The 14,347-nt window shown below is 45.4% G+C and carries 14 protein-coding genes and 1 riboswitch; of the genes, 10 read left to right on the forward strand and 4 right to left on the reverse strand.

What is annotated here, in order from left to right:
• Positions 1-21: 21 nt before the first annotated feature.
• Both yidD and dapA read right to left on the reverse strand, forming a co-directional pair.
• On the reverse strand, positions 22-273 hold the full coding sequence (yidD, locus tag BM058_RS04990; protein ID WP_090925933.1) for a membrane protein insertion efficiency factor YidD: 252 nt from the start codon (positions 271-273) through the stop codon (positions 22-24).
• A gap of 126 nt (positions 274-399) precedes the next feature.
• Positions 400-1,287, reverse strand: a complete 888-nt coding sequence (gene dapA, locus BM058_RS04995) for a 4-hydroxy-tetrahydrodipicolinate synthase (protein ID WP_090925934.1) — start codon at positions 1,285-1,287, stop codon at positions 400-402.
• A 142-nt stretch (positions 1,288-1,429) separates the two neighbouring features.
• Positions 1,430-1,612, reverse strand: a riboswitch (Lysine riboswitch).
• A 214-nt stretch (positions 1,613-1,826) separates the two neighbouring features.
• Here dapA and BM058_RS05000 point away from each other — a divergent pair.
• The 6 genes from BM058_RS05000 to BM058_RS05025 all read left to right on the forward strand — a co-directional run bounded on the left by BM058_RS05000 (position 1,827) and on the right by BM058_RS05025 (position 6,250).
• The gene (locus BM058_RS05000; RefSeq protein ID WP_090925935.1) at positions 1,827-2,099 is read left to right on the forward strand and encodes a hypothetical protein; all 273 of its coding nucleotides are present in this window, start codon (positions 1,827-1,829) and stop codon (positions 2,097-2,099) included.
• 49 nt (positions 2,100-2,148) lie between these two features.
• Positions 2,149-2,544 carry a type II toxin-antitoxin system PemK/MazF family toxin gene (locus BM058_RS05005; protein WP_090925936.1) on the forward strand — a complete coding sequence of 132 codons (396 nt, stop codon included), beginning with the start codon at positions 2,149-2,151 and terminating at the stop codon, positions 2,542-2,544.
• 125 nt (positions 2,545-2,669) lie between these two features.
• A complete protein-coding gene (gene nfsA / locus BM058_RS05010; protein WP_090925937.1) occupies positions 2,670-3,425 on the forward strand; it encodes an oxygen-insensitive NADPH nitroreductase in 756 nt (251 codons plus the stop codon).
• Between the two features lie 276 nt (positions 3,426-3,701).
• Complete coding sequence (locus BM058_RS05015; protein ID WP_090925938.1) at positions 3,702-4,871, forward strand: alpha/beta hydrolase; 1,170 nt, start codon at positions 3,702-3,704, stop codon at positions 4,869-4,871.
• A 263-nt stretch (positions 4,872-5,134) separates the two neighbouring features.
• Positions 5,135-5,818, forward strand: coding sequence for a hypothetical protein (locus BM058_RS05020; RefSeq protein ID WP_090925939.1), 684 nt, complete (start codon positions 5,135-5,137; stop codon positions 5,816-5,818).
• 120 nt (positions 5,819-5,938) lie between these two features.
• Positions 5,939-6,250, forward strand: coding sequence for a hypothetical protein (locus BM058_RS05025; protein ID WP_090925940.1), 312 nt, complete (start codon positions 5,939-5,941; stop codon positions 6,248-6,250).
• A gap of 36 nt (positions 6,251-6,286) precedes the next feature.
• On the opposite strand, the gene BM058_RS05030 is transcribed toward BM058_RS05025, so the two are convergent.
• Both BM058_RS05030 and BM058_RS05035 read right to left on the reverse strand, forming a co-directional pair.
• The gene (locus BM058_RS05030) at positions 6,287-7,627 is read right to left on the reverse strand and encodes a YjiH family protein (RefSeq protein ID WP_090925941.1); all 1,341 of its coding nucleotides are present in this window, start codon (positions 7,625-7,627) and stop codon (positions 6,287-6,289) included.
• Between the two features lie 146 nt (positions 7,628-7,773).
• Positions 7,774-8,553 carry an HAD family hydrolase gene (locus tag BM058_RS05035; RefSeq protein WP_090925942.1) on the reverse strand — a complete coding sequence of 260 codons (780 nt, stop codon included), beginning with the start codon at positions 8,551-8,553 and terminating at the stop codon, positions 7,774-7,776.
• A 108-nt stretch (positions 8,554-8,661) separates the two neighbouring features.
• Between BM058_RS05035 and BM058_RS05040 the strand changes: the two genes are divergently transcribed.
• The 4 genes from BM058_RS05040 to BM058_RS05055 all read left to right on the forward strand — a co-directional run bounded on the left by BM058_RS05040 (position 8,662) and on the right by BM058_RS05055 (position 14,144).
• Positions 8,662-8,925, forward strand: a complete 264-nt coding sequence (locus tag BM058_RS05040) for a hypothetical protein (protein WP_090925943.1) — start codon at positions 8,662-8,664, stop codon at positions 8,923-8,925.
• A gap of 111 nt (positions 8,926-9,036) precedes the next feature.
• Positions 9,037-11,877 (forward strand): 2-oxoglutarate dehydrogenase E1 component, encoded by a 2,841-nt coding sequence (locus BM058_RS05045; protein WP_090925944.1) that lies wholly within the window; start codon positions 9,037-9,039, stop codon positions 11,875-11,877.
• Between the two features lie 13 nt (positions 11,878-11,890).
• Positions 11,891-13,165 carry a 2-oxoglutarate dehydrogenase complex dihydrolipoyllysine-residue succinyltransferase gene (gene odhB, locus BM058_RS05050; protein WP_090925945.1) on the forward strand — a complete coding sequence of 425 codons (1,275 nt, stop codon included), beginning with the start codon at positions 11,891-11,893 and terminating at the stop codon, positions 13,163-13,165.
• 667 nt (positions 13,166-13,832) lie between these two features.
• Entirely contained in the window at positions 13,833-14,144 is a 312-nt protein-coding gene (locus tag BM058_RS05055) for a hypothetical protein (protein WP_090925946.1), read from the forward strand.
• Positions 14,145-14,347 lie beyond the last annotated feature (203 nt).

Here is a 14,347-nt window from a genome sequence, read left to right on the forward strand (position 1 = left end):
CTCGGGAATGACAAAAAAACATCATTCCGATCCTTTGGTGTCACGTCCCTTCCGGTTTTTTGGGAGAGGTACCGGATCGAAACCTCCCGGATGGAAAGGGTGGCACTTACTTATCCGTTTTATCGTCAGCCATAACCCTTTCCACGCACCGTGCGTTTGAACCGCTTCCATCCCGTACTGGGAACAGGTTGGGAAGAAACGGCAGGAAGGGGGAGTGAAGGGAGATATGAGTGTACGGTATCCTTTAATGAAAAGAAGCAGTACTTTTTTCATTTACAGGCCTCCTTTTGCATATGCCATAAAGAAACTGCGGTTCCATAGCAACGGAGACCGCAGTTTTTTTGATTGGTGTACTGCATCTTGACAGCACCGGTCATAAAACACTCTTTTAACGAAGCATCAGCTCACAAAGAATGTCGTTTTCGGCTGAAGGGAAGACCGGAGGACGTTTAATTCTTCTTCTTTGAGACGTATCATAGGGAGCCGGACGTCTGCAGAAATAACACCCTGAAGTTCCAGTGCCGCTTTAATGGGTGCCGGGCTTGGCGCAATCGTGAAGGTTTTCATCCTCGGAATCAGTTCCCGGTGGCACTTCGCCGCGTATTGGGGATACCCATTCACAAAGCTTTGGACCATATCCTGCATTTCGTTGCCAAGAACGTGTGATCCAACGGAAACAACGCCTGTGCCTCCAATCGACATGATAGGCAGGGTCAACGTATCATCACCGCTGTATACATGAAAGTTATCGGCCGTGTTTTCGATAATATGGGCAATCGCATCCAGGTCGCCGCTTGCTTCTTTTACAGCAGTAATATTGTCGACGCGGGACAATTCAATAATCGTCCCCGGATCAAGCCCCGCGGCGCTGCGGCCCGGGATATTATAAAGCATAACCGGCAGGTGTGTGGCCTCTGCGATTTTTTTGAAATGAAGATACATTCCTTCCTGAGACGGTTTGCTGTAATACGGAGTAACCAGCATAACCGCGTCTACCCCCGTTTTTTCAGCCTGCTTTGTGAGCTCAATCGAGGCTTTCGTATTGTTACTTCCTGTTCCGGCAATGACCGGTATGCGCCCATTTACCGCTTTGGCAACGTGTTCAAAGAGCGTGAGTTTTTCTTCGGTCGATAATGTCGGAGATTCTCCGGTTGTTCCTGCCACCACCAGGCTGTCCGACCCATTTGAAATAAGGTGGTTTACAAGTTTTGTTACGGCGCTGTAGTCCACTTCCTCTTGTTCATCAAAAGGGGTAACCATAGCGGTGCTTATTCTTCCAACGTTCATTGTATCCATCACCCTCCGCATGAGATTGAAGTAGTTCGATTATGACAGACGGATGAGGGCCGTTCCCGCAAACTGCTTTCGCGCATGAAAAAGCAGCAGTGGGAGGGTTCCCAATGCTGCATGAACGTTTCAAACCGTTTATGCGTGAGATAGCCCTCCATATAGCACAGACGCACTATATGACAGTTACGTATTTGTTCAATACATAACCAGCTGCAAGCTCATGAGAAGCTGTCAGCTTCGGCGGATTCCCCTTTCAGCGGTTTCGCAGAATCTCATGCTCCTCCAGCCGCATACTGATGGTTTCCGCACCTCTAACCTCACTTCTCTTATAGAAGCAGGAATTTTATTAAACTACAGTAACCTTAACAGATTTTTTATCTGACTGCAATCTATTTTTAATCACCGCCATTCCAGCTGCCTGAAAATACATGATAACCGGAAAATCTACATTTTTTTTTAAAATACTTTTATTTTAAGACAAGATTGCTTTATAATAATCAGTGGGAATAAAGCATGCATGGGGGGCTTGTCTGGATATGTCTCAACTTCAGCAGATTGCACTGGAGCTTCCAGAAGATTTGTATTCTGAAATAGAGCATTTAAGTGAAGAAGAGAAAGATTCCTTTTTTCAGGAAGTGCTGCAGGAAAAGATCGATCAGCGGAAATCCACAGATTTTCATTACCAAATGAAACAGGGATACTTGGAGATGGCTCAAATTAATATGCAGCTTTGCAGGGAATTTGAAGAAGCAGAAGAGGAAGCTCTCCTGGAAGGGGAGAAGTTAATTTATTCTGACGATGATGAATAAAACGTTCCTTTTCGGCATATCCTGTAAACGGGACCGGTGAAGGAGGTGAATGGATGATTTGAGCGATACGAGTCATAATCATCACCAAACCAAAAAAGTAGTAAAGCGTGGAGACGTTTTTTTTGCTGACCTTTCACCGGTGGTAGGATCGGAACAAGGTGGTGTCAGACCTGTGCTGATTATACAAAATGATATCGGCAACAGGTTCAGCCCAACCGTCATTGTTGCGGCCATTACAGCACAGATAAAGAAAGCAAAACTGCCAACCCACGTTGAAATCGACGCAAAAAAACATCGGTTTGACAGAGACAGTGTTATTCTGCTGGAACAGATACGAACTATTGACAAGCAGCGTTTAACAGACAAAATCACCCACCTGGATGATGATACGATGGAACGGGTGAAAAAAGGAATCGCAATTAGTCTCGGCGTAGAAGAGATGTAACGTAACAGGCTTCATGAATAGTCATACATAATGCACAAAGAGGGCATGCTTTCCGTTTTCGGGGAGCATGCCCTCTTTGGTACAATGATGACGACAATGGATGATGAGAAAAGAGGGAATAACAGATGAATGAGGTCATACAAACAATTTTAGGTCATCGTTCCATACGCCGATTCAAAAATGAAGCGTTGACGCAGGAAGAAACAGATCAGATTATCAGTGCAGCTCAGGCAGCCTCGACATCAAGCTTTTTACAGGCTTACTCCATTATCGGAGTAACGGATAAATCCAAGAAAGAAGAAATTGCCGAACTGGCAGGAAATCAGAACTACGTAGCAGAAAATGGTTTCTTCGCCGTGTTTTGCGCTGATTTTTCCAGACATCAAACAGCCGCTTCGCTGCATGACCAGGATATTCACAAAGCAGTGGAAAGTACCGAAGGATTCATGGTGGCGGTAATTGATACGGCACTTGCCGCTCAGAATGCAGCAATAGCAGCTGAATCCATGGGACTTGGCATCTGTTATATAGGAGGACTGCGTAACAATCTGGAGACTGTCAGTTCGCTGCTTGAAACGCCGTCTCACGTTCTTCCTTTGTTCGGCATGGTAGTGGGCCGCCCGGCAGAGCAGCACGAACAAAAACCGAGACTGCCGCAGGAAACGGTGTATCATGAAAACACATACAATCTGGATAGTGAGTCGTTGAAGCAAGAGCTCAAGCATTATGATGAGACGATTCTTCATTACTATCGCAGCCGCTCTTCGCGCAGCAAACAAATCACTTGGACCAGTCAGGCGGCATCCACTCTGTCCCACTCCAAACGGCTGTATCTGAATGCTTTCACAAAAGAAAAAGGATTTTTAAACGGACGGCCATAGAGCTTAACCATGTAAAACAGCTTGGTAACAAACAGAGTCTTGGACAAAACCTTTATAATTTACAAAAATGCCGGATGATTTGAAAAAAATCGTCCGGCATTTTTGTTCCTGAGTACAAGCACACCATCTGCACACCGGCGTTTACCGCTGTCCAGCACTCTTTTTTGTGTAATCATAAAAAACTATGAAATAATGTGGTGGAATGTAAAGGTTATTTTAAGAATGTTGTTATAATTAATATACAGCTTACTCCTGCATCAGGAAGGAACGATAATCATGTGGAAAAAGGGACTGAAAGCCGTCATTATCTTTGTGCTGTGTTTTGCTGTGGTAACAGTTTGGTCTGTTGAAAAATGGTCTCAAACCATGCAGGGGGACCTGCCTTCCAAAACCGCCGTTATTTTACATGCCATCAATCATAATCTTGTCTCTCTGGATACGAATATTTCTGTGCCGGATTTTCTCACTCCCGAAAGCTCAACAGATGACGGAGTGACGATGAAACGAAAAGATACCACAATAGCTGCTGGAAGTAATACCGAGATTCCGGTGCGGGTGTACCGCTATTCCGATACCGAAAACGCTCCAGTCATTGTTTACTATCACGGCGGAGCTTTTTTAGAAGGGTACGGCAGTCTCGATACCCACGAGAATATCATCCGCTCCCTTGCGGCCAGAACCGGTGCTGTTGTAATCAGTCCGGAGTACCGTGTCGCTCCTGAATATGAATTCCCGACCGCTGTCGAAGATAGTTATAAAACACTGGAATGGGCCGGTCGTCATGCTGCTGAATACGGAGGAGACCCTGACAAAATTGCCGTTGCAGGGGACAGCGCTGGAGGAAACCTTGCGGCTGTAACGGCCATGAAAGCAAGAGATGAGGGTGGGCCGGATTTGTTTGCACAGCTGCTGTTTTATCCGCTGACCACATTCCAGGATGTTAACTTCGAATCGAGAGACACGTATGACAGTGGATATTATCTTCTTTCCCGGCAGGTGATGTTAAAAGCGAGAGAAGAATATACGCCGCAGCAGCAAATGTGGGATAACCCTTACACATCCCCGCTTCATGCGAAGAATTTAAGCGGCCTGCCTCCAGCCCGTATCATCACCGCAGAGTATGACCCACTGCGCGATGAAGGGGAAAAGTACGGGGAAAAGCTTCATAATGCAGAAGTTCCTGTCCAAACCGTGAGATACCAGGGAACAATGCACGGTTTTATTTCATTCTTTCAAATTATGGCCAGGGGAGACCGTGCGCTGAATCAATCTGCCGACTTCCTCGATAAAGCCTCCTCCGGCAATGTTTCCCACTCGGATACGTACACCGTCTCAAAGTATGACGGCCCCTCTGGACTGACATGGTTCCTCGAAGAAGCAGAAGCTCTTGCGATAGGGGCATTTCTAGTAGGAAAAAGCACATATAACAGGATGATGAATAAGTGATAAGGAAGAAGGTGTCTAAAATGACACCTTCTTTTTAATCCCCTTTCACTTCATTCTCAACAAAGAATAGAAAGCATTTAAAAGCCTGAATACCATTCAGGAAGGAAGAGAACCAAATACGTCAAAAATAGTATAAAAAACTTTTAAATACTCGGTTTTCTTTTTTATACTGGTATGATACACTCATTTTTGGAAATCGACAGAACGGTTTTGTAACCGCTGTGGCGGGTGTAGAGAAAATAAGAGTGGAGGGAGGCTTTCAAATGTTGAAGGCAGTAAAAGAAAAGGCAGCCCACCAAAATCTTGTCCGGGCAGAAGGAACAACTCAACGCATGGAAAAGTTCACAGAAAATCAGACACGCCTTAGAATCAAAGAAGAAGAAAAGTGGAACCATTTTCTTCATCAGGAAATAAAAATGTACCTTTATACCATTCATCCATCGTTTCTACTTCATCCTGATGCTGCCCGGGCTCTTCAAAATAGATTGCTTGCCCGTTCGGAAGGAAAACGGATGATTTCCCTGCACGTCAAAAGTGAAGTGTGCCTGGCCCTGGATTTTTATCAGTCTGATTTAGCTTTCTTTATCCAGGATCTTGAGACAAAAGGCTTTCAGCTTTCGGAAAACGAAGAACGTTTCATGAAGGCTCTGCATAATAAGTTGAGCGAGAACAATTATTACCTCTATTTTGAACGTTTTGGAGACTTTGCTGCACAGGCTGAAACCCTGGAAGAAGCCCTTCTGTGCTATCTGGAGACTGCCGGTTCTCAAAACAAATATGGAAGCGGGAGAATTGATTTTCTCCTGAAATATTTAATAAATAAAGAACTTCTCGTTCCTGAAATGAACCATAAAAAAATGAGAAAACTGATAAAGTCATTGGATCGCAGCTATTCTAAAAATACAAGGAAAATCCCTCAGGAAAAAGGAATAAGCCGTATCAGCTGATAAAACAGGAAGATCCGGGCCGCTTAGGGTCTTCTTTTTCAGTACAGAAATATCTTTTCGTCTAATCCGTGTTATGGGAAAATAAGATTAAATACGAAATACACTGGAGGAGGGAGAACCATGCAGCAGCCGTCGTCTGAATTTTTTGCGGAAAAACTCCAGCAGTCCAAAGAGCAGTTTGAGCGGACCATAGACTGTAAACACACGGAATTTGATGACCTGTACCCGTATATGAATGAGCAGCCTCAGTTCTTCTGGTATAAACGGTATGTCGCCTGGCAGGATCTTCTTACTATCGTCCGTATGGCAGAGGAGCTTGACATAGACTGGCAGTACCAATTTCAGAACAGCCAGATCTCTTTTATCAAAAATAAAGTTCTTGACGCTAAAGTACTCGATGAATGGTATGGTAAAAAACGAACAGAAGCGTAAAAAACCCGGATGCCGATGGAGGCATCCGGGTTTCGTTTAAAAGATAAGGTGGGCGCAGCCGATGATAATCGGCAGAGTAATGATGGTGCGTTCCAAAAAGATGAGCACCAGATCGGTAAAGCTGATCGGGAGTTTAGAAGCGAGCAGAAGACCGCCGACTTCCGACATGTAAATCAATTGCGTTACAGAAAGCGCAGCAATAACAAAACGTGTTAATTCGCTTTCGATGCCTGCTCCAAGAATGGAAGGAAGAAGCATGTCAGCAAAACCGACAAGCATTGTTTCAGACGCTTTCGCAGCTTCAGGAACCTGAAGAAGATCAAGAAGTGGAACAAACGGAGCCCCAATGATAGCGAAGAATGGTGTATTCTCTGCAATGACAACGGCTATGGTACCAAGAGCCATCACAACCGGAAGAACGCCGATCCACATATCAAGGACGTTTTTCACGCCTCCTGATAAAATCGAAGAAGCTTTATTCCGGGCCGCCTTACGGGAAGCCTCCATGAACCCGTACTGAAATACATTCATCGATTCCGGGCGCGTCTGCTCCTGTGAAACCGAACGTCCATCCGTATACAGATCTTTTTTCCGGGATAAAGGTGGTATTCTCGGCATGATCAAAGCCGCAACAAAACCTGCTGCCACGATCGTGGCGTAATAAGGGATGATATGGGAAGTCAGGTTCATATCGGACAGGATGACAATACTGAACGTAATGGACACAACAGAAAAGGTTGTTCCAATAACTGCGGCCTCCCGTTTCGAGTAATGTCCCTGTTCGTACTGCTTATTCGTTAATAAAACGCCGATTGTTCCATCGCCAAGCCATGATGCTGCGCAGTCAATGGAGGATCTTCCGGGCAGAGTGAACAACGGCCGCATAATTGGAGATAACACCGCTCCACAGAATTCCAGAAGACCGAATTGAAGAAGAAACGGCAGAAAAAGCCCGGCAAATAAAAATACGGTAATAAGCAGAGGAATAAGATCTTCAAGCATCAAACCGCCGGTAGCCCCTGATATAAGCCACTCCGGCCCTAAATCAAGCACCACAAGGACAGAAAGAATAAAACCAAGGATACGGATAAACAGCCAGGTGCGGTCGACAGCGAACAGGGATTTCATGAAATCCCTGTCCGGAGGCCGAACCGCTGCGATCAGAGAACCAACCACTGCAATTCCCATAAAGAGAGAAGCAGCGGCAGGAAGAACCGGGCCAGCCCAGGTCCCAAGAAGATCGGCTAAGAAAGCCACTGCGATGGTGATTTCCCCATCGATACGCATCGGAATCATAAACAGGAAAATGCCAACCGCTGAAAACAAAAGAAAGCGTAAAGATGACGTCTCTTTTGTTGTATGTGTATTATTGTTCATTTCATGTTCCACCTCTTACTCTAATATCGTTATGATTGTATAAATACATATCACAATGTATAAATTTACAAACGTAATTATATAGGAGGTGGGCACGGTATACAATAGGAAATATAAATTTCAAACAATTACCGGGCAACGTAACATCACAAGACAGTAGAAAGATCTGTTAGAGACTGAATTTCATGATCGAAATAAATACTATGCTCAGGTTCTTTTTCTGTGCGGTTGAGCCATATGCTTCGTATGCCCGCCTTATTGGCGCCGTCGATATCAGTCAGAAGATTGTCACCGATCATAACTGCATCTTCCGGTGCGGTATCGAGCAGTCTTAATGAGTGTTTGAAGATGGACGGATCGGGCTTGCCGAAACCAAACGCACCGGAGACGACGATGTAGTCAAAATACGGAACAAGCTGCGGGGTCATTTCCAGTTTGGTGTTCTGAAGCGAAGGCGCCCCGTTTGTAAGAAGCAGCAGGTGGTGGTCTTTTTTCAGTTCTTCCAGCATTTCAAATGTATCCGGATAAACGTAAGGAAGGTGCCTGCGGTGATACGGAAACCGCGCTGCAAGCCGGATTCCAAGTTCTACATCCTCGATACCGTGCCGGCGCAGGGATTCGATCCATGTCCGCTGCTGATAATCGGGCATTTCCCTGTTCATTTTGCGGAATCCTTTGTCTGTTTTATCTGGAAACGTTCCCCAGAGACCTTCAAATGGATTGATCCCGATTTTTTGAGTGAAGGGATAGAAATCGTATTCTGCATACAGCTGCCCTGCCGTTTCCCGTACCGTATTTTCAAATACTGCCGGATCTATGCCGGTTACTTCTCCGGCTTCCATGCAGACAGCCCTTAATGCTTCCTTTACGCTTTTTTTATCCCAGAGCAGGGTATCGTCCAAATCAAATAATAGAGCATTTGCCATGATAGATTCTCCTTTCTTATTCTTTTTGTTATTATAACCTCCGAAGTCTGCTCAAGCATCAAAGAATTTTGACAGGGGTCTTTTCATATAAAGGAAATGATGTACAATATGATTAGACATTTACCTGCTGCCGGATGTCTTATATTGTTAATGAAGCAGAAGGCGTTTATCCCGGTTGGCAGCGGCATTGGATTAACGGATGTGTATCCGGTTACCCCAAAAAATTTTTTATACAAAATTACACCTGGTTTCTTCATATTTATCTACTTGGTCAATGTGACCTTATTATTAACTGCACAGCTTTTGAGAAGCCTTTACCCGCATGTTAAAATAAATTGTAGCGTTAAAGAAAGCAATGAAGCAGGTTTGTAACCAGCGAGAGGGGGGAGTGGAAAACATCCGCCTTGTATACTGTCATCATGCCAAATCGTCTACATACTTTTCAAAATCCAACTATCACGTACCATTTGGAGGTAGAGCCAGATGAGCAAAAACGAAGCCAGGCAGGAACCATGGGAAGAATTTTTTGGTCCAAACCTGGGCTATTTAATGGACCTTTATGAACAATACAAAGAAAACCCGGAATCAGTTGAGGAAGAAACACGGAAATGGTTTGACACCTACGGGGCTCCTAAAGAACAGGGTATGCCTACGAATGGAGCAGCCATGCCGGCACCTTCTGAATCAACAGCGTCAGAAAGAGACATTATTAATAAAACAGCAGCGGCTGTAAGATTGGCCGATAATATCAGAATACACGGGCACCTTTCAGCTGATGTTAATCCACTTCAGGAGCCCGGCGGTGAAACATCATTTCTGAAAAGTGAAGAATACGGCTTATCAGAAGAAGATCTTGAGCGGATGCCTGCTGATTTATTCTGCCCGGATGCACCTGATCATATTGAAAATGGACTGGAAGCGGTGAACCACTTAAAGAGAATGTACACGAGATCGATTGCGTTTGAATTCGATCATGTCCATGACGTGGAAGAACATCAGTGGCTGAATAAGCAGGTGGAATCCGGCGGGATATACCAATCCCTTTCTGAGGAAAAGCGGAGAAAAGCGCTGCAGAGTCTCACTGATGTTGAAAGTTTTGAGCAGTTCGTCCACAAAACATTTACAGGACAGAAACGTTTTTCGATTGAAGGATTGGACACTCTCGTTCCGATGCTGGATGATTTTTCTGAGGATGCCATTAAGGACGGCGCCCGCGATGTGATGATCGGCATGGCGCACCGCGGCCGGCTGAGTGTACTTGCTCACGTGCTTGGTAAACCTTATGATCTTATCTTTTCGGAGTTTCAGCATGCACCGAATAAAGATCTTGTTCCATCCGAAGGGTCTATCGGAATCAATTACGGATGGACAGGGGATGTGAAATACCATCTCGGTGCTCACAAAAAAGTGGAGCAGGAAACATTTGAATCCCGAATCACTCTGGCGAACAATCCAAGCCACCTGGAATTTGTCAATCCGGTAGTTGAAGGTTACGCCCGGGCTTCCCAGGATGACAATTCCCGTCCCGGTTTCCCGCAGCAGGACACTTCCAGAGCGGCAGCTGTGCTGATTCACGGCGACGCTGCTTTTCCGGGAGAAGGTATTGTGACAGAAACACTGAATATGAGCCGTCTGAAGGGATACCAAACAGGAGGTACCCTCCACATTATTGCCAACAATCAGCTTGGTTTTACCACAGATACTCATGATTCCAGATCAACAACTTATGCAAGCGACCCTGCAAAAGGTTTTGAGATTCCTATCGTTCATGTCAATGCAGATGATCCTGACGCCTGTATGGCGGCTGTGAAGCTGGCTTATGAATACAGAGATCGTTTCAGCAAAGATTTTCTGATCGACTTGATCGGCTACCGCAGATTCGGCCACAATGAAATGGACGAGCCGACAGCGACACAGCCTCACATGTATGATGCGATTAAACAGCATCCAACCGTACGGAAAGTTTATGCAGATGAACTCGAAAAAGAAAACATCATGAGCAGTGAAGAATCCGACAAACTGAAAGAGGATGCACAGCAGTTCTTATCCTCTCAGTATGAAAAAGTAGCCGACGCCATGCAGGAAGAACCGGAGGAAGAAGAGATTCCGGAAGAAGTGGAACGCAGACTTCCTGCTGTTGATACCTCTTATGATGCTGACGAATTGAAACAAATCAATGAAGAACTGATAACCTGGCCGGAAGGATTCAGTGTCTTCCCGAAGCTGAAAAAAATACTGGAACGCCGCCATGGACAGTTTGAAGAAGGCGGAAAAATTGACTGGGCACATGCAGAAACACTTGCGTATGCCACTATCATTGCCGACGGGACGCCGGTACGCCTTACCGGACAGGATACTCAGCGGGGAACGTTTGCCCAGCGTCATCTCGTCCTGCATGACTATAAAAATGGAGATATTTATTCGCCGCTTCATACTCTCTCCAAAGCGGAGGCCTCCTTTGCCATTTACAACAGCCCGCTTTCCGAGGCTTCCATTGTTGGTTTTGAATACGGATATAATGTTCACGAACCGAGCACCCTTGTTTTGTGGGAAGCGCAGTTTGGGGACTTTGCCAATGCCGCTCAGGTAATTTTTGATCAGTTTATTTCCGCCGGCCGTGCGAAGTGGGGACAGAAATCCGGCATTGTATTTCTACTTCCGCATGCCTATGAAGGACAGGGACCGGAACACTCCAGCGCCCGCCTGGAACGTTTTCTGACACTGGCTGCTGAGAACAACTGGAATGTAGCAAACCTTACAAGTTCAGCCCAGTACTTTCATCTGCTGCGCCGGCAGGCTGCGACGCTCGGAACAGAAGAAATGAGACCACTTGTGCTTATGACACCAAAGAGCCTTCTTCGGAACCAGAATGTTGCGTCTGCTCCGGAAGAATTGACTAACGATTCCTTTCACCCGGTAATGGAAGAACCTCTTACCGGGAAAGAAAAAGACAATGTGACACGGATGCTTTTTGCTTCCGGTAAAATAGCTGTTGATCTTCATGAAGCAATAGATGAAGAGAGTGTCCCGGACTGGGTGCATATTATCCGGGTGGAAGAACTGTATCCTTTCCCGGAAGAAGAAATACAGCAGATTCTGGCGCAGTATCCAAATGTCGAGGAGATACGATGGGTACAGGAAGAACCAAAAAACATGGGAGCCTGGAGTTATATTCAGCCGCTGCTGCGCGGCATCGCACCGGAAAATGCAGAAACCGGGTATATTGGAAGAAGAAGACGCTCCAGCCCGTCTGAAGGCGATCCAAAAGCACACAAGAAAGAACAAAGCCGTATCATTAACAATGCCCTGACAGGAAAAGAATAAGGAGGACTCATTCATGGCGGAAATTAAAGTACCAGAGCTTGCGGAATCCATTACCGAAGGAACGATTGCAGAATGGTTGAAACAGCCGGGTGACGCAGTCGAAAAAGGCGAAAACATTGCTGAGCTTGAAACCGACAAAATTAATGTGGAGATAACATCCGAACATACCGGTGTCATCCAGGATTTGTCCAAAGAAGCTGGGGACACAGTGGAAGTCGGCGACGTTATCGGTCATATCGATGAAAACGGACAGGCATCCGGATCTGCCGGAAGCGGTGCGGCTTCTGCAGAGGAAAGTGCTCCGGAAAAAGCAGCGGAGCCGGCTGAAACAACGTCAGCAGAAGAAGAAAGCAGCGACGAACCGGATGATAATTCCGGTGAACGCCCTGTAGCATCTCCTGCAGCACGTAAAATGGCCAGAGAAAAAGGTCTGGATTTAAACGCAGTACCGACGAAAGATCCTATGGGACGGGTTAGAAAAGAAGACGTAGAAAACTATGAAAGCAATAAAGCCGCAGCTTCTGCTGCCAAGCAGCAGGCACCGGCCAAGGAAAGCGCCCCAGCACCAAAAGACGAATTTGACGGAAAACCGGTGGAGCGCAAAAGAATGTCAAGACGCCGCCAGACGATTGCAAACCGTCTTGTTGATGTCCAGCAGAATACAGCGATGCTTTCCACATTTAATGAAATTGATATGAGTGCCGTTATGGATGTCCGTAAGCGATGGAAAGAAACATTTCAGGAACAGCACGATGTCCGGCTCGGTTTCATGTCCTTTTTCACTAAAGCGGTCATTGCTGCACTCAAGCAGTTCCCGCTTCTCAATGCCGAAATTGACGGCAATGAGGTTATTGAAAAACAGTTCTATGACATTGGTATGGCTGTTTCCACCGAAGACGGTCTCGTTGTACCTGTTGTAAGAGAAGCCGACCGTAAATCGTTTGCTGAACTGGAACAGGAAGTCGTAGATCTTTCCCTGAAAGCGCGTGACAATAAACTTGGACTGAAAGACCTGCAGGGAGGTTCCTTTACGATTACAAACGGCGGTGTATTTGGATCGCTTCTCTCCACACCGATCCTGAATGCTCCGCAGGTTGGTATTCTCGGCATGCACAAAATCCAGTGGCGTCCTGTGGCAATCGATCAGGAAAACATGGAAAACCGGCCGATGATGTACATCGCGCTGTCCTATGACCACCGCATCGTAGACGGAAAAGAAGCTGTCAGCTTCCTTGTTAAAATCAAGGAACTTCTTGAAAATCCGGAATCCCTCATGCTCGAAGGCTGATATACTCCCCGGGAAAGTATGGGACAAAACTTTTAAAGCAGCAAAAATGCCGAACGATTTCCTGAAATCGTTCGGCATTTTTTATTCCTGCTTGATATCAACAATGGATTCTAAGGCACTTTAGGGTATCACGCAGCCTCTTAAACGTCGTCATGAATGATTCATAAGGCACTTTAGAGGTTTTCGTGTCCCCGTAAACGTCATCATGAGCAGATCGAGATGCGTTCAGCGGGGGAAACGTACGAGCTGACGCAGCAAAAAGCCCGCGTCGCTACGTGAAATGAGAGATGAATAGTCATAAGGTAACCAACGCTCCCCCCAAACGTCATTATCCTGTGGAAGTATGACACGTGCGGACGCCGTCCCTGACCGCACATCTGTACCGGGTGTAGAATGTTGTCCGACCCTCTTTTTGCTGGGTACTTTTTCTCTGCCTGGGAGGCGCAGCTAAGTGATGTTTAAACTATCTATAACTATCTTTTAATCTATATCAAGCTTCTATATGAGTGACATATATCGATGAAAAGTCACATTACTCGATGAATAGATAATATGTAAAAATAAATTAAAATTCCTCGTTGTATCTATTGATAAATAGGTGTATCTCTGTGTTATAATCATAGTACACAAAATAATTGTGACGATTTGCAAGGGGGAGGTCCTGAAAATGAACCGCATCAATCTGGACAAAAAATCGGCGGCGTGGATAAGTAAAAATGGTGGTGTCGTTTGTTTATATCCATTTTACCCTTTCAGTCATAATAAAGAGCGCGGACCTCTGGACGTTATGATGTCATTTGAAAGTCCTGTTACAGAAATGGATTATAAAGCAACTACCTGCCACAGCGGAGTCGTACTTTATATTCACCGTGACTTGGAGATTAAACGCGAGCTTCGAATCAGAATAAACGGGTTCGGACCGTTTCAACACCTCAGCTGCTCAGGAATTAAGCATTTTAAAAAGAAATCAGGAGCCTGAAAATTGTTAAAAAACAAACATTTCTGCTTTTTGGCGGAAATCAGAGAGGATTTCTTCTTAGTGATCCTCCCGTAAAAAAGACTGTTCCTGCCTGGGTGGGAAACAGTCTTTTTTTTACGCAGCTAAAAGCACCATGCAGCAAAGTGGTTCTGTACTGAATACGTCAAGACTTTATCTTTCCTCTATATTTGTATAAAATAAAA

It is taken from the genome of Salibacterium qingdaonense, from assembly GCF_900114715.1.
Lineage (GTDB): Bacteria > Bacillota > Bacilli > Bacillales > Marinococcaceae > Salibacterium > Salibacterium qingdaonense.

Excerpts from the sequence above, each read along its gene's own strand:
- BM058_RS05000 (WP_090925935.1), top strand. The coding sequence starts at position 1,827 with ATGTCTCAACTTCAGCAGATTGCACTGGAGCTTCCAGAAGATTTGTAT.
- nfsA (WP_090925937.1), top strand. The coding sequence starts at position 2,670 with ATGAATGAGGTCATACAAACAATTTTAGGTCATCGTTCCATACGCCGA.
- BM058_RS05015 (WP_090925938.1), top strand. The coding sequence starts at position 3,702 with ATGTGGAAAAAGGGACTGAAAGCCGTCATTATCTTTGTGCTGTGTTTT.
- BM058_RS05020 (WP_090925939.1), top strand. The coding sequence starts at position 5,135 with ATGTTGAAGGCAGTAAAAGAAAAGGCAGCCCACCAAAATCTTGTCCGG.
- BM058_RS05055 (WP_090925946.1), top strand. The coding sequence starts at position 13,833 with ATGAACCGCATCAATCTGGACAAAAAATCGGCGGCGTGGATAAGTAAA.
- BM058_RS05035 (WP_090925942.1), bottom strand. The coding sequence starts at position 8,553 with ATGGCAAATGCTCTATTATTTGATTTGGACGATACCCTGCTCTGGGAT.
- BM058_RS05025 (WP_090925940.1), top strand. The coding sequence starts at position 5,939 with ATGCAGCAGCCGTCGTCTGAATTTTTTGCGGAAAAACTCCAGCAGTCC.
- odhB (WP_090925945.1), top strand. The coding sequence starts at position 11,891 with ATGGCGGAAATTAAAGTACCAGAGCTTGCGGAATCCATTACCGAAGGA.
- BM058_RS05045 (WP_090925944.1), top strand. The coding sequence starts at position 9,037 with ATGAGCAAAAACGAAGCCAGGCAGGAACCATGGGAAGAATTTTTTGGT.
- BM058_RS05040 (WP_090925943.1), top strand. The coding sequence starts at position 8,662 with ATGATTAGACATTTACCTGCTGCCGGATGTCTTATATTGTTAATGAAG.
- dapA (WP_090925934.1), bottom strand. The coding sequence starts at position 1,287 with ATGAACGTTGGAAGAATAAGCACCGCTATGGTTACCCCTTTTGATGAA.
- yidD (WP_090925933.1), bottom strand. The coding sequence starts at position 273 with ATGAAAAAAGTACTGCTTCTTTTCATTAAAGGATACCGTACACTCATA.
- BM058_RS05030 (WP_090925941.1), bottom strand. The coding sequence starts at position 7,627 with ATGAACAATAATACACATACAACAAAAGAGACGTCATCTTTACGCTTT.
- BM058_RS05005 (WP_090925936.1), top strand. The coding sequence starts at position 2,149 with ATGGATGATTTGAGCGATACGAGTCATAATCATCACCAAACCAAAAAA.